This is a genomic window from Paenibacillus sp. FSL R7-269, assembly GCF_000517865.1.
GTDB lineage: Bacteria > Bacillota > Bacilli > Paenibacillales > Paenibacillaceae > Paenibacillus_AQ.
The window spans coordinates 123,729-142,498 of the sequence record NZ_ASPS01000031.1 but is presented as its reverse complement, the minus strand read 5'-3'; the positions used below and the strand labels follow the sequence as shown (position 1 = coordinate 142,498).

12 protein-coding genes and 1 riboswitch are annotated in these 18,770 nt (G+C 53.5%); of the genes, 5 read left to right on the top strand and 7 right to left on the bottom strand.

Annotated features, from left to right (window positions below; genetic code table 11):
* Positions 1 to 17 precede the first annotated feature (17 nt).
* Positions 18 to 1,325 carry a 2-oxoglutarate dehydrogenase complex dihydrolipoyllysine-residue succinyltransferase gene (gene odhB, locus C162_RS16615; RefSeq protein ID WP_036695618.1) on the top strand — a complete coding sequence of 436 codons (1,308 nt, stop codon included), beginning with the start codon at positions 18 to 20 and terminating at the stop codon, positions 1,323 to 1,325.
* 603 nt (positions 1,326 to 1,928) lie between these two features.
* Here the strand turns inward: odhB and C162_RS16610 are convergent.
* From C162_RS16610 to C162_RS16600, 3 genes are all read right to left on the bottom strand, one after another.
* Positions 1,929 to 3,179: an L-lactate MFS transporter gene (locus C162_RS16610; protein WP_036695617.1), complete on the bottom strand. Its 1,251-nt coding sequence runs from the start codon at positions 3,177 to 3,179 to the stop codon at positions 1,929 to 1,931.
* A 122-nt stretch (positions 3,180 to 3,301) separates the two neighbouring features.
* Positions 3,302 to 4,033: a LytR/AlgR family response regulator transcription factor gene (locus C162_RS16605; protein ID WP_036695616.1), complete on the bottom strand. Its 732-nt coding sequence runs from the start codon at positions 4,031 to 4,033 to the stop codon at positions 3,302 to 3,304.
* Complete coding sequence (locus C162_RS16600; protein ID WP_200869210.1) at positions 4,030 to 5,634, bottom strand: sensor histidine kinase; 1,605 nt, start codon at positions 5,632 to 5,634, stop codon at positions 4,030 to 4,032. The genes C162_RS16605 and C162_RS16600 overlap by 4 nt, the downstream gene beginning before the upstream one ends.
* A gap of 561 nt (positions 5,635 to 6,195) precedes the next feature.
* Here C162_RS16600 and C162_RS16595 point away from each other — a divergent pair.
* Positions 6,196 to 6,423: a hypothetical protein gene (locus tag C162_RS16595; protein WP_036695615.1), complete on the top strand. Its 228-nt coding sequence runs from the start codon at positions 6,196 to 6,198 to the stop codon at positions 6,421 to 6,423.
* 106 nt (positions 6,424 to 6,529) lie between these two features.
* Here the strand turns inward: C162_RS16595 and C162_RS16590 are convergent, their stop codons facing one another.
* Positions 6,530 to 8,047, bottom strand: coding sequence for a methyl-accepting chemotaxis protein (locus tag C162_RS16590; protein WP_036695614.1), 1,518 nt, complete (start codon positions 8,045 to 8,047; stop codon positions 6,530 to 6,532).
* 325 nt (positions 8,048 to 8,372) lie between these two features.
* Positions 8,373 to 9,836 carry an NAD(P)/FAD-dependent oxidoreductase gene (locus C162_RS16585; protein WP_036695613.1) on the bottom strand — a complete coding sequence of 488 codons (1,464 nt, stop codon included), beginning with the start codon at positions 9,834 to 9,836 and terminating at the stop codon, positions 8,373 to 8,375.
* Between the two features lie 136 nt (positions 9,837 to 9,972).
* Positions 9,973 to 10,072: riboswitch (purine riboswitch) on the bottom strand.
* A gap of 361 nt (positions 10,073 to 10,433) precedes the next feature.
* On the opposite strand from C162_RS16585, the gene C162_RS16580 reads away from it, so the two are divergent.
* A complete protein-coding gene (locus C162_RS16580; RefSeq protein ID WP_162174468.1) occupies positions 10,434 to 11,393 on the top strand; it encodes a GGDEF domain-containing protein in 960 nt (319 codons plus the stop codon).
* 98 nt (positions 11,394 to 11,491) lie between these two features.
* Here the strand turns inward: C162_RS16580 and C162_RS34415 are convergent, their stop codons facing one another.
* A complete protein-coding gene (locus C162_RS34415; RefSeq protein ID WP_051493585.1) occupies positions 11,492 to 14,632 on the bottom strand; it encodes an EAL domain-containing protein in 3,141 nt (1,046 codons plus the stop codon).
* A gap of 299 nt (positions 14,633 to 14,931) precedes the next feature.
* On the opposite strand from C162_RS34415, the gene C162_RS36640 reads away from it, so the two are divergent.
* Positions 14,932 to 15,075, top strand: a complete 144-nt coding sequence (locus tag C162_RS36640; protein ID WP_171720322.1) for a hypothetical protein — start codon at positions 14,932 to 14,934, stop codon at positions 15,073 to 15,075.
* Between the two features lie 258 nt (positions 15,076 to 15,333).
* The gene (locus C162_RS16570) at positions 15,334 to 17,631 is read left to right on the top strand and encodes a TPM domain-containing protein (protein ID WP_084648946.1); all 2,298 of its coding nucleotides are present in this window, start codon (positions 15,334 to 15,336) and stop codon (positions 17,629 to 17,631) included.
* Between the two features lie 159 nt (positions 17,632 to 17,790).
* Here the strand turns inward: C162_RS16570 and C162_RS16565 are convergent, their stop codons facing one another.
* Entirely contained in the window at positions 17,791 to 18,657 is an 867-nt protein-coding gene (locus C162_RS16565) for a LysR family transcriptional regulator (protein ID WP_036695610.1), read from the bottom strand.
* Positions 18,658 to 18,770 lie beyond the last annotated feature (113 nt).

Sequence of the window (18,770 nt, the reverse complement as noted above, 5' to 3'; positions counted from 1 at the left end):
TTGGGGAGGTACGGCCTGTGTCCGAGATAAAAGTACCCGATTTGGGCGAATCGATTTCCGAAGGAACGATCTACAAATGGCTGGTTAAAGAGGGCGACACTGTCGGCCAGGGGGATGTGCTTGCCGAGCTTGAGACCGATAAGGTCAATCTGGAGATCAGTGCGGAGGAGGACGGCGTCATCTCCTCCATCCTGCGCCAGGCGGGCGAGAACGTTGCCGTTGGCGAAGCCATCGGCATCATCGGCAGCGCCGCCGGTGCAGGCGCTGCCAGCAAGCCGGCAGCAGACAGCGCTCCGCAGGGCGGCAGCGCGCCTGCTGCTGCCGCAAGTGCCGCAGCGGCTGAACCGGCCGCTGCTGTAACGGCTCCAGCCGCCGCCGAAGGTGCGGCGGCAGGCACTGCGGCCCTGGCTTCGCCGGGGGCGCGCAAGCTGGCACGGGAGCGGGGCATCGACCTCGGCGAGGTCAGTGCCCGCGACCCTATCGGCCGGATCGGTCAGGCCGATGTGGATGGTCATGGCGCAGCGGGGCCGCAGGCCGCTGCGCCAGCGGCTCCGGCTGCGCGGCCGGAGCCGGCGAAGCCCGCGCCGCCGGCAGCGGGCAAGGCGCCGCACGCCGAGGACGGCAAAGCCACCGAGCGCAAGCGCATGTCGCGGCGGCGGCTGACGATTGCCAGCCGCCTGGTCGAAGCGCAGCAGACGGCTGCGATGCTGACCACCTTCAACGAGGTGGACATGACCGCCATTCTCGACATCCGCAAGCGCCGTAAGGATGCCTTCAAGGAGAAGCACGAGGTCGGACTCGGCTTCATGTCCTTCTTCACCAAGGCCGTCATCGGCGCGCTCAAGGCTTACCCGATGCTGAATGCCGAGATCGACGGAGAAGATCTCCTGCTGAAGAAATATTATGACATCGGCATTGCCGTAGCTGCCAAGGAAGGCCTGGTTGTACCGGTTGTCCGCGATGCCGACCGGCTTAGCTTCCCTGAGATTGAGCGGCGGATCGGCGAGCTGGCCTCCAAGGCGCGCGCCAATACGCTCAGCCTGCCGGAGCTACAGGGTGGAACCTTCACCATCACGAACGGCGGAGTGTTCGGCTCCCTGCTGTCCACACCGATCCTCAATACCCCGCAGGTCGGCATTCTCGGCATGCACAAAATCCAGCTGCGCCCAATCGCACTGGATGAGGAGCGCACGGCCAACCGTCCGATGATGTACATCGCCTTGTCCTACGATCACCGGATCGTGGACGGATCAGAAGCGGTCAGCTTCCTGGTCAGAGTCAAGGAATTGCTGGAGGACCCGGAATCCCTGCTGCTGGAAGGCTAAGTCTCCGGCCACACAGTTTCTCCATCCGCTTATCTGATAACAAGTGGAAACGGCTTTGCCGTCCTTTTGAAGGACGGTACCGTTTCAGCGAGAAATAGAAGGATAATGTATAGCGTGAAACATATAAATTCTTATATTTACACAAAGGCACCCGGCGGAGCGTAACCCTACGCTTCCCGGATGCTTTTTTTCATACCCGCTGACTCCGCTATCCCCGCTCATACCAACATGCGCCTGTTCTCGGCAGCCCACGCACCTCCGCCGCGCTGAATGTAGTCGGTTTTTCGATTACATTTGGCCTTCGCGGCACGTCCGGGCCAATTGTGATCGGTTTTTCGATTACATTCGGCCTTCGCGGCGCACCCAGTCCAATTGTGATCGGTTTGCTGAATTAAGTACGGACGACATTCTATAATAGTCACACTGCTCATTTTCATGCTGGATTTGTGTCTCGAAAGATAGGTTTGTGTTCGACCATGAAAAAAAGACATCCCCCACCCGCTTACACAAGCGTAGGACATCTCTTCTCCGAACTATTCTCTTTGTCTATAGTACTCTTATCTGTCTATAGTACTTCTCAAGCCGACACAAGTCGATATATGGTTAAGCCGAATTCCGTGAAGGCTTCAGGCTCATTCCCTTAGCTGTAGCCGCTCTGGCTACCGGAGGCTTCAGCGAAACCGCCAGGATGCAAGCCACAATACACAGCAGCCCGATGATGTTAAAAGTGGGCTTGAACCCGCCGAGGAAGGCGGCGATGAACGAACCGGACAGCGCGCCGATCCCGAAGCCCTGATAGATAATGCCGTAGTTCTTGCTGTGATTCTTCAGGCCGAAGAAGTCACTGACGATCGCCGGGAAGACGGTAATGTTACCGCCGAAGCAGAAGGCGATGGCCGCCACACAGGCGAAGAACAGGCCATAGCTCAGCGTGGCATAGCTGAGGGTAAACATCGCCACAGCTGTTACCGCCAGCGTGATACTAATCAGCTTGGTCCGGCTTACCCGGTCGGATAATGCGCCAAGAATCAGGCGTCCGGCAGTATTAAAAATAGCGATCATCGCTACAGCATTCGCCGCCGTCGCCACATCCATACCTGCCAGCTGCACACCGATATCCTTTACGATACCGATCAGATACAGGCCGCTCATGCAGGCGGTGAAGAAGATTACGAACAGCAGGTATGCTTCCTTCGTGCGGAGCATTTCTTTTACCGTATAATCCTTAGGCAGAAGTTCAGCCCCGGAGGCGGCCAGCTTCGGATTTCCCTTGACAGGCGCAGCCACCGGAGCCTCCCGGACCAGCAGCGAGCCGATGAGGATCATCGTCATAACTATAAGGCCCCAGTATAGAAAAGCATTCGACACCCCCGCCGATTCAATCAGGCCGCCGTTGATGTATTTGAAGATCAGGCTGCCCGTTCCGTATGCACCCACGGACACCCCGGAGATCAGTCCCTTATTCTTCGGGAACCACTTCATCAGGTTGGACAGCGAAGTAATATACGCCGTTCCGTCCGCATACCCGACTACTACACCAGCCAACAGGTAGAACATCGGCAGGGAACTGGCCTGCGAGCTTAGAATCAGCCCCAGCCCCAGCAGTATGCCTGAAGCTGCGGTCAGTCTGCGGAGACCGAACCGGTCCTGCAGCTTGCCTGCGAACAGTGTGGCGAAGGCCAAGGCAAAGCTGGTAATAGAAAACGTTATCGAAACTGAGCTAAGCTCAAAACCAAATGTACTCACAAGATGTGCATTGAACAGGCTCCAGGTGTAGATGGTACCGAGTCCCATTTGCATAATTACTGTACCTAGTACGATGAGCCACCGTTTACTGGCTGTATCCGTTATCATCAGAATTCCCTCTTTCTCGCTGAAGTCGCTTCAAGGCTTACTTTGCCTCTTCATTGTAGCGAAAGGGGCTCCTTCTGAGAGAAATCCGGAATGAGATGACACTGACAGGGAATGAACTGCCGTTAGAGACGCATAATCTGCCTGAATTCCTTCACCTTACTACGGCTGACGGGTACCTCGACATTCAGATCACGCAGCCGGAGCAGATAGGTATTGTTGAACCAGGGGATGATTTCCTTGATTTTGGACAGATTGACCAGATAGGAGCGGTGGCAGCGGAAGAACTGCTCCTGCGGCAGGCGGGTATGGAATTCGCTGATACTTAGAGCCATGCTGTATTCCTCCCCCTTGGTGATCACACTCGTTGTTTTCTCCTGCGCCGAAGCATAATAGATCTCGTCTGCATTGACGACGATAATCTTTTCATTTTTCCACAGATTGACCTTATCGCTGCCCAGCTTCACCGGTCCCTCTTCCCCCTGGCGGCTCCCGCCCATGATGGCACCTTCCAGCTTCTGCAGCATTGCTCTGATCCGCGTCTCGCTGTAAGGCTTCAGAATATAGTCGAACGCTTCAATCTCGAACGCCTCGGCAGCATGCTCCTTATAGGCTGTAATGAACACAATATACGGCTTGACCGCGAACCGGCTGATATTATGGGCCAGCAGCACCCCATCAATTGAAGGGATATTGATATCCAGGAAAATCACATCCACCGTATCCGTCTGCAGATACTTCAGCGCATCCAGCCCGTCCTCGAATTCCGCTGCAATCTTGATCCGGCTGTGGGTCTGAATCAGATACGTAAGCTCCTGTCTTGCCAGCACTTCATCCTCGACAATGATCGCTCTCATCGCTGCTCCTTTATCACATCAAAATATATTTCCGTCCCCTTAGCCAGCCGCCGGATGATCAGACCTGTACCATAGATCAGCTTGATGCGCTGGTGCACGTTGTTGAGGCCGATTTTGTTGCCTTCCATGCTTCCGCTGTAGACCTTCGCAATCGTCTCTTCACTGATCCCCGCTCCGGTATCGGCAATTCGCACCCTTACACTGTCTCCGTGGTCCTTGACCGAGATGTCCACAGTTCCGTTCCCCTTCCCCTTCAAAATCCCGTGGATAATCGCATTCTCCACCAGCGGCTGAATGACCAGACTCGGAATGCGTACCGCCACCTCATCTATATCGTACAGAACACTCAGGCGGCTGCCGAAGCGGGCCTTCTCAATCTCCACATAATGCTGCACCTGCTGCAGCTCGCGCCGGATATCTATAGACTCATCGGTCAGCTCCAGATTATACCGCATGTACCCCGACAGATTGACGATCAGCTCGCGCGCCTTGTCCGGGTCGATCCGGATCGAGGAAATAATCGCATTCAGCGCATTGAACAGAAAATGGGGGTTGATGCTGGTCTGCAGCGCCTTCAGCTCGGCCTTGTTGGCCATCTCCTTGATCCCCTCGACCCTTGAGACCTCCATCAGTGTGGAGATGATCTGTGACAGCCCTACAGCCATAGCCTGGAGGGAATAGGTGATTTTATGCGCGTGGGTATAGTAGATCTTGAGTGATCCCGTCACCTCCCCCTTCTCCTTCAGCGGAATAATGATCAGCGAGCGGATGTCCCGGTTCATGTACTCGGTATCGTCGTCACGGATGGTAATCTCCCCGCTGCTCAGCGTCTGCTTCGTCTCCTCACTGATGATCTCATTAGCTTCGGCATAATATTCTTCCCCGACACCCACGTAGGCCAGAATGACTCTGGTATCGGTAATGGCCACCGCATCCGCCCCGATATCCTTCTGGATGATTCCGCAGATGGTACGCAGGGACTCGGGATTAATACTGCGGAAATACGGAAGCGTCTTATTGGCAATATCCAGCGCCAGCTTGGACTGCTTCGCGGCAATCCGTTCCTTCTCCCCTTCTACACTCTGCACAAGCGTAACAATCAGTCCGGCACAGATCTGCCCCATTATCATCGGAAAAGCAATCTTGGACACAATGTCCACCCCCAGCGAATGGGGATCAGCCATCACCAGAATCAGCGCCATCGTCAATGCCTCACAGGCCATTCCGGCGGCAATGGCAGCGATCCAGCGCCGTTCAGGCGAAGTGCGCCGGTAAATGATCCCGGATACCACACCCGCTGTAATGCTGGTAATCAGACACGGGAGCGAGGTGACCCCGCCGATATCGATCAGGAAGCGGTGTACGCCTGAGATGATCCCGGTAATCAGCCCGACCCAAGGGCCGAACAGAATCCCCCCGGCTATAATGGCGATAATCCGCACATTGACCAGAGACCCCTCCACATTAATTCCGCTGTAGGTTCCGAAGATGGCGAACAGGCTGAAGATGACCGTGACAATCGCCAGCTCCTGCGGCGCATGAACCCCTTTGGCAAAAATCTCCTTGAACCTCGGCACCCGGCTCAGGACGAACAGACACATCAGCAGCAGCGCTGCCCGCTCAAACAATTGCAGCAAAATACTCAGATTATATTGCACACTCACGCCTCCATAGGACAAGCTATCGGTCCATTATAAGTTGGGATAATGGTTATAGCAATCTGCGCAGCGGCCTCTAATGGTTGAGGTAATCCTATTGGATTTCCAAACCGGGCATGTCTGTTCCCTCGGTATAAAAGCCCTTCTATTGCGGAAAATTAACTATTATCGTATGGTTTCTTTAAAGGAGTGATAGCTTGTGCGTCTAGCTTTTTGGATTGTATTTGCCTTTGTTGGCATTTTGATCTTTTGGATAGTTGGCGGCTTAATTGGCCGTAACAAACGAAAGTAATCTATAGGGGCTATAACAGCCCCTCAAAATAACTGCTGCACCTTTTCTTCGGACTGCGCATCAACACTAAGAATCTTGATGTTTAAACTTCTAATAGCTATAAGAACGGGCTAGTTACCACAACTAACTTGGCAAACATACGTCTATTTATGGGACAGTAAGTTCAACAATGTAGGATTAGTAAAAAGTATCTTTAGTGAGGAAGATTAATTATGGGAATTAATGGGGATTTATCCCTTCTTCTTAGTTTCATTGCGTTAATTGCGGCTATGTTTATTTCATCGCTTATCGGACTTATCTTTGGGATTATCAGTATTGTAATGAGTTTGATACTAATGAAGACTGAGAAAAAGAAACACTTGATTGCAATAACAATCAGTACAAGTGCAATATTAATTCCAATAGTACTGGCATTAACTCTAGCGACCTCACTTCAATGAAATTTTAGCCGCTGTCCGTCCAACAGTAGTTTAACGACACAGCTTAACTCCATTTATAGGGAAGGCCTCTTTCTACTGCACAGTTTGCGTCCATTATTCAATGCCTCTAAACTGCCAGATCAATTCCGACCACACCCACAATTTCCCCGTCGCCGTTCGTAATTGCTCTGGAGAGGGTGATGCAGGAACGCTTGGTAATGGCCGAGACATACGGCTGCGAGACGTACTGCCCTTCCGCCATCGCTCCGTTCCACCAGTCACGGCGTTTCGCATTCAGCAGCCCGGCCGCAGGCTCGGAGTAAATGAAGGTGCCATCTGTCCGGTTGGACCAGATGGCCTGCACATCCGGCACCTTATGCTTGCAGGCTGTAAGAACTCTGCCATGGATATCCGCATCCGCTGCACACATCTCCTGCTTGGCTGCTATCTCCTGAAGCACCGCCTGCATTTCCTCAAGCCGCGCCGAATATTGGCCCAGCTCAATGACTTTGCGATCGGCAATGCCGTTCACCGACTGCTGCAGGGTCTGAGATTCCAGCAGCAGGCCCGCGCTGATCTCATTAAGCTGCCCGATCTGTGTGCGCTGGCGGGTTACCTGCTCCAGGGTCAGGTCTACGCCTGCTATGGTCTCATTAACAATTCCCACTGCACCGCTTAGTTCGCCGGTCACCTCTTCAATCAGTCTGCTCTGCCGCTCGGCCGCAGCCGCTGACTCCGTAACTATGACCCCAACTTCCTCCACCCGGGCCGAGATATCCCCCAGGCGCTGCTTCACCTTCGCCACTTCATTCACGCCATGCGCAACCGCTGTCTGCTCCTTCGTGACCGACTCCAGCACCTGCCGCACTCCGTGATTGAGATCCAGCAGCACCGCCGTAGAACGCTCCACCGAATCCCGGCTCTGATCGGCCAGCTGCCTGATCCGGCCTGCGACCACAGCGAACCCCCGGCCCGATTCCCCCGCCCGCGCAGCTTCAATCGAGGCATTCAGCGCCAGCAGCGAAGTCTCATTGCCGATGCCTACGATCAGGGCGTTCATCTCCTCCACCAGCGCAATATGTCCGCTTAGCACGGTGAATTTGCTCAGCATATCTCCGCTCTGCTCCTGCAATTCCTCCATGACCTCATCGGTATTCTTCAGGGAATCCACCATCCCCGTCATCCCTGTACGCGCTGCCTGCATCGCCGCACTCAGCCGCCCGGTCAGCTCTCCAATCTGTCCGGTAACCGCTGCCACTCCGCCCATCCTGGCAAAAGCCCCCTCAATATTAGCCTTCGCCTCATTGCTCCGGGTCTGCAGCTCCACCTCATAGGCATGCGAATAGTCCGCTGTCTGCTGAAGCCCTTCGGTATGACGGGTAATCTCCTCCAGAGCACCATGCAGCCGGTCCGTGGTGACGACAATTTCATTGCCCAGCAGCTCCACCTTGCTCCGGGCTTCTGCCAGTTGCCCGGCTCCGGCCACTCCGCCCCGGCGGATATTCAGCGCAATCCCGGCAAGCGCCGCCATCAGCAGCAGATAGACAACCTTATGTACCCAGTACATCTCCATCCATAACCCATACATCCCCACACCCAGCAGCAAAATAATAACGATAGCGGCCTTGCTCCGGCGAACTCCCATTCTGCACGTTCACTCCACTCTATCATGTTATGTATTCTAACATTATATCAGCAGAGTTAAATTAGGGAAACCACTACTCTATAGATTGGACTTATATTTTTTCTGTTAGGGGTTTGCCGCTCTACCAGCCAATTTCCATTGGGTTTTAAGCATACATTCAGCATTAAAGTCATTCTACGAATCATTCAAAGAATACTTATCCCCAAATCTATACACATCTTATCCACAATAGAAGAAAGCCATAGTTTTCTAAAAAAACAATAAAAAACAGCCGTCCCCAGCTTCTGCGGGTACGGCTGTCCTTCCGGCGTCTTCCCGCCCAGAGTTATACTCCTGCGGGTTGTACGCTAACCTCTTGGGCATTCTTCGCCATCATGCCGCGGGCAATCCAGACGCCAGCCGCTCCGGCTTGGGCCAGTCCGCGGGTAATGCCTGCCCCGTCGCCGCCGCAGTAGAGGCCGGAGATTTCGGTCTCGAACTCATCCGTCAGCTTCGGACGGGCGGAATAGAATTTCGCTTCTACGCCATAGAACAGCGTATGTTCAGAGGCGATGCCGGGGGTTACCTTTTCCAAGGCTTCCACCATTTCAATCAGGCTCTTCATTGTGATGTAAGGCAGCACCAGACCCAGATCGCCGGGCACCGCTTCCTTCAGCGTCGGCTCCAGGAACCCTTCCTTGATCCGGGTCTCCGTAGAACGGCGGCCCCGCAGGATATCCCCGTATTTCTGTACAATGACCCCGCCGCCGGACAGATCATTCGCCCGCTTGCAGATCTCCCGGGCATATTCGTTCGGCTTGTCGAACGGCTCAGTGAAGGTATGGGAGACCAGCAGCGCAAAGTTGGTATTCTTCGAGCCCAGCGCAGGGTCCTTGTAGGAGTGCCCGTTCGCAGCCATCGCCCCGCTGTGATTCTCCACCACCACATGCCCCGAGGGATTGCTGCAGAAGGTGCGGACGCGTGTACCCACGGAGGTATTGAAGATGAATTTGCCCTCGTACAGATGCTCATTGATCTCCCTCATCACCACATCCGAGGTCTCTACACGCACCCCGACATCGACCTGGTTATTGTACATTTTGAGCCTGCGCTTCTTCAGTACCTCTGTCAGCCAGGCCGAGCCGTCCCGTCCCGGAGCAATCATCACCAGACCCGCTTCATGACTCTCCCCGTTCTTCAGTGTAATGCCTGTAATGCGGTGCGTTCCGTTCTCTTTGACGGTAACGATATCTTCTACTTCTGTCTTGTATAACATATCAATGCGTGTCCGCAGATATTCATAGATCGATTTCAGAATCTCCAGGTTCTGCTCGGTTCCGAGGTGGCGGACCTGCGCCCGCAACAGCTTCAACCCGGCGGCATATCCCCGCTGCTCAATACCGCGAATGCTCTCCGTGGTCGGATCGGTAATGACCGGGGTTGCCCCGTGCTCCAGGTTGATTCCATCTACATATTCAATCAGCTCCATCACCTTGGAAGGAGGCAGATAATCCGTCATCCAGCCGCCGAACTCGGTTGTAATGTTAAATTTGCCGTCACTGTATGCCCCAGCACCGCCGAAGCCCGCAGTAATGGAGCAGGCCGGCAGACAACCGGCGAATTCCTTGCGGCCGGAGGCGGGTGGACAGAGCTTGATTTTCTCCTCCAGGATCGGGCAGTTGCGGCGGTAGATATCATGGCCCTTGTCCACCAGCAGCACCTTCAGCTCAGGGGCCTTCAGCGTTAATTCATAACAGGCGAATATTCCAGCCGGACCGGCTCCAACAACAATTACATCATATTTACTCATATCTTCTCTGTTCCTCCCAGGTGAAACGGCTTCGGCCTGCAGTTGACAGGGGCTGCGAAGCGTCTCTGCGGTATATTCGTCCACTTATCCAAGCAGCACCCAACAGCACACAAAAATCCCGGCCTCTTCATAGGTATGCAAAATGCACCCTATTCGTAGCCAGGAATTTACGGTCCCCTGTAGAAACCCTCAAACCTTATCATTGAGGATATACGAACATCTTTACCCGTTATTACGGGCCAATTGGAATTTTACCGAATAAATCCGAATGTGTCAATGACGAATAGCATTAATAGTTCGTGTTTATAGCAATACACGGAATCACACATACTGATAACCTCAGAAACTCCTTACAAACACGAACGTTATTACAGACCTATTCCCATACATAAGACCTAGAAGGAGAAACGTGAACATTGTCGAATATATAAGTACATTGCCACTGGAAAAGAGGAACATCTTATGCAGATCCCGCCGCCTACTCCTCGCCAAATGTATTGGAACCGCGTCCTCCTCAATACCTTTTGGATGGCGTTTATTGTTTATCTGGCAAGCCAGCTATATGTTTACTTATCCATGTGGGGCCATCGGCCCGAGTTGTCCGACAATCCATATCTCATTAGGCATATATGGATTCCAGATGCTATTCTGTTCGCCCTGCTACTGATTCTGGAGTCTGTTCATAAATACAAGCCGTTGTTATCCGAATTCTCAATTATTCTTGGAAGCCATCTGTGCGGCATCGTGTTCATTCTGAATCTTAGTTCCGAATATCATGTGAAGCCACTGATTATGCTGCTTCCCCTGCTGGTATCCATGATCTATCTGAGGGAGAATTATCTGAGGGCTTCCTCTGTGATCTGCCTGATCTACATCATCATGCTATTTCTGAACACCTCTATTACCGATTACACGCTACGCATCCAGAACATCATTATCACCCTCATCTTAGCCGGAACCTCCCTGGCCGGCTTCGGTGTTATAGCCCGGGGCAAGGATCTTATGCGGTCGCTCGAGAATTCGGTGAAGTCAGAGCAGGAGCTGCGCATCCAGAACATCATTATGGACAGGCTGTCCAAGATCGACCCGCTGACCGACCTGTACAACCATAAGACCTTTCATGAGTACCTGGGCTGGCTGATTGACCATCAAGAGAGCAATCCTTTTCCGATGCAGCTGGCTGTTATTGATATCGACAATTTCAAAAAGGTCAATGACGAGTACGGACACTGGGTCGGAGACATCGTTCTCCGGCAGGTCGCCGCTGTTATGCTCCAGCATATCGACTCCGATGATTTCGCAGCCCGGTACGGCGGGGAGGAATTCGTAATTATTCTGACAGCCAAGACATTGGAGGATTCGAAACGGATCATGGAGAAGATCCTCATGGGGATTGCGAGCCTCCCAATCAGCGAAATGGACAACAAATCGGTTACCGTGAGCATCGGAATGCATGAATATAACGGCGGGGATTCCAAAAGCTCTATCTTTCAGCAGGCAGACGACGCCCTGTACGAGGCCAAGAAGTCCGGCAAGAACAAAATTATCACCCTGTAGTAAGGTCACATATAAATTCTATATTTCAAAAAAGCGGGTCCACCATGCATAGCAACGTATGCCGGGGACCCGCTTGTCATCTAAGTCCATTCTCTGCTCTATTCCAGTTCCCCCGCTCCATACCTTCGCTGCGGAACGAGCAACTCCATCACCTGGCGCTGCGGCACCGGCCGGCTGATCAGGTATCCCTGCACCTTATCGCAGTGTGCCTCCTGGAGGAAAGCCCATTGGCTGGCATCCTCCACGCCCTCGGCTACTACATCCAGGCCCATCTTATGGCCCAGAATAATAATCGTCTGCACAAAAGATTCGCTAAAGGCCTTATCGGCCAGGGAATCGATGAAGATTTTATCCATCTTAAGGGTAGAGATCGGCAGCTGCTGCAGATAGCTAAGGGAAGAATACCCCGTCCCGAAATCATCCAGGGCAATCCGTATCCCCCGGGACTTGAGGAACTCCAGCTTGCTGACCGTACTCCCGAACGACTCCATGAAGATGGACTCTGTGATCTCCAGCTCCAGACTGGATGCCGCAAGGCCGCTCTCCGCCAGACCGTCCAGCACAATCTCTACGAAATCATCCTGCAGGAGCTGAATAATGGAGATATTCACCGATATTTTGTAAGGAATGCCGGTCCGCTGTTGGATGCTGTTCATGAACTTGCAGGCTTCCCGCAGCACCCATTCGCCGATATAGATAATCAGCCGGGAATCCTCGGCGATCTTGATGAAGGTGAGCGGGGAGACGAAGCCGAGGACCGGACTGTTCCAGCGGATCAGAGCCTCGAAGCCTGAGATCAGACCGGTCTCCATCTGTACCTGCGGCTGATAATGCAGCTCGAATTCGTTATTATTCATTGCACTGCGCAGGTGCTTCTCAATATTCATCCTGTCATTGAAGGGGGTATGCATCGATTTATCGTATACGACGTAGGTGCTTTTCCCCTCTTCCTTAGCCCGGTACATCGCTACATCGGCGTTCTTCAGAATCTCTTCCGTCGTCTCGCCGTCTTCCGGGTAGAAGGAGATCCCGATACTGGAGGATACATACAGATTGCTCTCACCGATAAGAAAAGACTTGCGGAACGCACGCATAATATCCTCAGCCAGATTAAGCACATCCACCCGGCTCTCAACATCCTTGAGGAAAATCACAAATTCATCTCCGCCCAGCCGCGACAGCATATCCGCCCTGCGCACAACAGACTGGAGACGCTCACTGGCCTTGCGGATCAGAATATCGCCGGACTTGTGTCCAAGCGTGTCATTGATGTATTTGAAATTATCCATATCTACAAAAAGCAGCGCCGCACTGCCGCCCGTCCGGCGGAAATAACTCTCCATCGTCTCCAGCAGACTGAGCCGGTTCGGAAGATTGCTGAGCGAATCCATATACGCCAGGCGGTGCATATTCTTCTGATTCTCCAGCAGCATATCATATTGCCCTACAATCTCCTGCTGGGTCGCTGTAAGCTGCTCATAGGTCGCCTCCAGCTCCTGATAGCTGTTATTCAGCTTGAATTCAGCCTGCTTGCGCTTACTGATGTCGATCAGGGAGCCGAGGAACAGGACGATCTGATCCTTCGGATCAACAATCGCCTTACCCCGCACCTCGAACCAGATGTACTCGCCTTGTCCCGTTCTCATCCGGTATTCGGTTTCATAGATCGGGGTCAGTCCGGTAAGATGCTCCTGTCTGGCCTTGCGCGCGGATTCCTGGTCATCCGGGTGAATAATGCTGAGGACGCCTCCCTCAAAGGAGTTGATCTCCACCTCGGTATATCCCATCACCTCGTACCACCGGTCCGAGAGCTTGTAGAAGCCGCTGTCCCAGTCCAGCTCCCACATGTAAGCACCCGAGCCTTCCGAGGCCAGGCGGAACCGCCGCTCGCTGACCCCCAGCTTATTGAACTGATCCTGCAGCTCCACCTCTGTGGCCGCCAGCTCCTCATAAGTGGATTCCAGCTCCTCATAGCTAAGCTGCAGCTTAAGCTCATTCTGCTTGCGTTCATCAATATCGATGCCGACCAGCACGAAGATATTCTCCGCCTGTTCGTCCATCCCCTTAATGAGAGCCGTGCGGACGGAGAAATAATGCGCACCCGGAGAATGGTCGGGCAGTCTCAGCTCGACATTGGTCACATAATCCTGAGCTGCCGCTTTGGCAAGGAGATCCCTAAGCACAGCTGCTCCAGCTTCCAGGCCGGTCAGCTCATCTATGCTTACACCAAGCACCTCCTTCTCCTTCAGCCCGGTCATCAGCTCGGCATATTTATTGAAGCGCACGCTCCGTTTGTCCCCGTGAACAGCCCACACAATCACCCCGGTATTCTCGATCACATCCTTGAAGAATTCCTGTTCAGAGTGAATCGTACGGCGCAGCCGCCGGATATACATCCGGAGCAGGACGGCACCGAACACCAGCAGAATGGTTCCAATGGAGAACACGGTAAAAATCCGGTTACGCATCTTTTCATTATAATGGTCGGAATGCACGAAGAAATACTGCTGGTAGAGCTCTTCGAAGGCACCGGAGCTTATCAGACGCTCTAGCCTAGCATTGACGTAGGACAGCAGCTCCGGCTTGGACTTGCTGATGCCGTAGGCCACATCCTGCGGATACAAATTGCTCAGTTTGCGGATAATATTACCGGTTAAGCCCTGTTCCACAATCAGATAATCGACAACCCCCTGATTCTCGAACAGCAGGTCGATCTCACCCTGACGCAGAGCGTCTAGCGCTTCCGGTACGGTTGCATATTCTATGTATTCTGATGGCGGGATACCCGCCTCATTCTGCAGGACAGACTCTGCATATTGTCCTTTACCAACACCGATCTTGTACTTACGGAGTGTGCCCAGCGTCACCTCACTCTGGAGTCCTTGCCGCGAATAGACGGAAATATAGCTTTTTAGCACGGGTTTTGAGAAAAGAATGTCCTGCTTCCTCTCCTCGCTGACAGCCATCAGCCCGGTAGTATCAATCCCGCCCTCAGTCAGCCGCCGGTACGTCTGCTCCCAATTCCCGGTGCTGTAGTGGACAAGATATTCGTTCTTCTCAAAGATCATACTTGTCAGATCAATATCGAAGCCCGTCAGATAACCATTCTGTATGTACTTATAAGGCGGATACTCCAGTTCTGCCTGGTACTTAATTTCCTGTCTATCGGCATAAGCGGCAGCGGGGTGTGCAAGCATGAGCACAATGCTAATTAGAAGCAACAATTTACACCGCTTCATCGCAATTCTCCTTTATCCCAAGTAAGATCGGCCTAACTATGTATACAAGCTTATTCGACAAAATATGGTAGGGTTCCTGCTCCTTTTATCTCATTTCCGATAAATTGTGCATATCCTTGTGATTTCGTATCTTTAACTCTTGAGCGTACAATCTTAGATTTAATCAAAAACTTTAGATTTGTATTGCTTTTTGTGGTTAGAATGTGGATAATAACATTAATGGTTGATAATGATTATCATTATTGGATGTATAACATTCATTATTTTCTATATTTGAGCTAAAAGGAGACTGAACACCCATGAACGCAGCCACTACCCGGACCGCCCTGCAGGTTGACGATTACCTGGACCTGCTCAATCTTGCTGTGAAAGTCGGAGATATGAAATGGCAGAAAGAAATCAAGTCCCGGTTGCAGTATATCCTGTGCCTGCAGACCCGATAGTCCATTTCATACAGAAATAGATGAATATCGCTTACTTCTTACACAAGAGGCGGTTCCAAAGGCCATTAAATGGCTGCTGGGACCGCCTTTTGATTTGGAGCTTTTGATTGGAATAAGGATCAACGTGAGCACACGGGTGGACGCAATCTCCCTCAATTCAGCAGCACCTGCATCTGCGGAGCTTAGAATGTTTAATGATATAGTATAATGATCAGCATACTACAATGAACAATAGCCTATAGATCGGAGTGTGTCAGCTTGAGAAAAAACCTCACCCTCGCCTTGGTCTTGATATTATCGCTGCTGTGGATTCCGGGGGTCTATGCTGCGAATGTTCCCGCACAGCAGGGAGTAATTACGGATGAAGCCCGGCTGCTGTCTGCCCAAGAAGCAGAGAGTCTCACCCAGATTGCCACTACAGACCGGTACACCTTCCATGTCTTAACCGTTGATTCGCTGGCCGGGAGCGACATTTCCAGTTATGCTGCGGATGTATATGATACCTGGGGGCTGAAGTCCCGGGACATCCTGCTCCTGATTGCTTACGAAGATCATCTGACCGAGATCACCTTCATTAACCCCGGGCTGCAGGATGCACTCGATGCCTGGTCCAGACAACAGGGCGGAGCTGCGGGTAACGCAGCAATTAACAAGGTGCTGGAGAAATATTTCAATCCTTATGCCAGAAACGGAGATATTCCTGAAGGCATACGTTCTGTTATCCAGCAGATGCAAGCCATTGGCAGCAGCGGACAGAGCGGCAATACCGGCAGCGGTGCATCAGGCGGTGCTGCCTCAGGGACAGCAGGAGCTGCCTCAGGCGCTAACAGCAGCGGTAGCGGATTCCCTCTCCTGCCAGTCGCAGGCGGCCTTGTCTTGGCCGCCCTGCTGATACTGCTGCTGTATGTGCTAATTACCGGACTGCGCCGCCGCAAGGGACTATCCGCACAGCGTGAACAGCTCGCCGACCTGCTGGTACGGGCGAACCACGCCCTGGAATCCCTTCAGCCTTTCCAGGGGATTGTGCAGGGCAAGACCGGTGAGATGGTCGAAGGGATCTCGAAGCGTCTGACCTCCCGGCTGGTTGAAATCTCTGCATTGCAGACCGCCGGGCAGGCACCGTTGCCACCGTTCTACCGCCTGTCCGCACTTAAGACGGCAGCAGAGCAGCTTCAGCAGACAGAGGGGGAATTCCGCGCCTCCCTGGAGGAAGAGGAGAAAAAGGTCGCGGTCATAAGCGATGCCGACCGGAACGTCAAACAGCAGATCACCGAGTTGAAGCAGGCGGCCCCGGAGCTTGAGGAACAGCGGCAGCAAGCGGTCCGGGAGACGGGCTATACGCTGGAGGAGATTGCCCAAGATCTTCAGGAGCTGGCCGAAGAGACGGCCAAGGCAGATCAGCTGGAGCTGTTCGACCCGATTGCCGCCCAGGAGATTACTGCACAAGCCAAGAAGCGGCAACAGCAGATTGAGCAGGATGTGCAGGATGTGGGGACCTTTGACGACAAGCTGAAGGCCTTCCCCGGTGTCCTTGCGGCTGCCCGCAGCCGGATTACCGGGCTGATCGACCAGAACTCCCTGCACAATATGAAGGTTAAGCCTTACGACAGCCTGGAGCAGGCTTCCGCTGCCGCCAGTTCCATGGAAGCGCCGCTGCACAGCGGCGATATGGACGAAGTGCGCCGGATTGGCGCTGACATGGATGCCCTTCTGACTGAAGCTGTGGCTATGACAGAACGCCAGGCTATGATCCGGCTGAACAACCTGAGGGATCTGGAGACTGTACGCAGCACATGGGCAACACTAAGCCAGCGGCGGAACGAATTACAGAGCCGGCTTGCCGGGGCGAAGAACCGGTTCGCCCGGCAGCACCTGGACGCTCTGGAGAAGCTGCTGGAAGAGGCCGGCGGCGCACTGCAGCAGGGCGCGGCGGAAGTACCGCAGCTCGAGACCTGGACCAGCGATGCACGCGGAGAGTATGACAATGCCCGCAGCGGGCTGGACCGGCTGCTTGCCTTGCAGGATGAGACTGCAAACAGCATGAATAGCATTAGCAGCAGTCTAGACTCTCTGGAGGAGCGCCTGGACAGCCTAAGAAGGCTGTTCACGGAAGGGCAGAGCCGGGTGGATGCTGCCTACAATCTGCTGCACAGCAGAGGAATTGCCTCGCAGAACCGCTTCCAGCTATCCTTGCTGCCGGAGTATACCGAGTTGGAGCAGCGTCTGGCCTCGAGCCCTTACGATCTGGATCAATTGGAGGAGACAGGACGCTCCTATGCTTCGCAGATCGCGTCCTTCGTAGAAGAAGCCAACCGGCTGGTCCGCCAGAAGGAAGAGGCCGAACGCGCAGCCAGAATGGCCATGCTGCAGGAGCAGCAGCGCCGGGAGCAAGCCCGCAGACGCAATTCCGGCCCGCCGGGCGGAGGATTTGGCGGTGGAGGACGCTCCTCGGGAGGCTCTTCTTGGGGCGGCGGCGGTGGCGGCGGACGTTCCTCCGGCGGCTCTTCATTTGGCGGCGGCAAATCCGGCCGAAGCTCCGGAGGCTCCAAATGGTAAGCAGCCGATTGCCGCTACAGCACATACTCACCCTAACAGGTGGATGATGTAACAATCTATTCTGCGGCATTAAGCGAAATCAGGGACATTAGTGTCCCTGATTTTGCTTACTATGAACTTCATCCGCCCCACGCACCCTCACGCGAGCTAATTATATTACTACTGCATCAGGGCAATGAAATCCTTGAAGGCTGGGGAGAGCTGCAGCTCCTTGCGGTAGATTAACTGAATGTAGAAACGCTCCTTTTGCCCCGCCAAAGGAATGCCCGTCAATACCCCTGTACGCAGCTCCTCCTCCACCGCATAGCGCGGCAGAAAGCCTGTCCCCCAGTTATGCTTCACCGCCTGCTTAATGCCCTCCAGATTCCCGAATTCCATGCCTACACGGGCAGCGACACCGGATTCTCTGAATACCTGGAGCAGCTGCTTCCGGTAAGTGCAGGTATGCTCTGTCAAAACCAGCATCTCCCCCTCCAGTTGCACAGGAGTAACTGCCGTCTCGGCTGCTAAGGGGTGCTTCGGATGGGTAACGACATATAGCGCTTCTTCACGCAGCGGCAGAGTGATCAGGTCGCCCGTATGAAAAGGAACATCGAAAATCAGACCAAATTGAATGGATTTCTCTAGGACGGCGGCAATAATATCCTCTTCAGAACCAGGCTGTACCCGCAGCTGCATGCCCGGATAACGCATCCGGTACTGATGAAGCCGGTGAGGCAGGAAGTAGGCGGCCAGTGTCTCAATAGCACCAATGTTCAGCGTACCCTGGTCACCGCCTGTAATTACTGCTCTAGCCTCTTCGCTCAGAACCAGCATCTGCCGGGCATACGGGAGCAGATTACGGCCGGCGAAGGTTGGAACCATCCCTCTGCCGGAACGTTCCAGCAAAGTGGCCCCATACATCTCCTCAAGCTTGGCAATCTGTGCCGTCACACTCGGCTGGGCGTACCCCAGCACATCGGCCGCCCGCGTATAGCTCCCGTGATCAACCACAGCACAAAAGGTCCGTAAGTAAGTTAATTCCATATGCAGACCTCCTGAATTATCAAAATTTTCGATATTTGATATCACAGACTATAAATAACTCCAATTATAAGTTCCCTGTATACTTAAACCAACTTATTTAAGGAGGAATTACG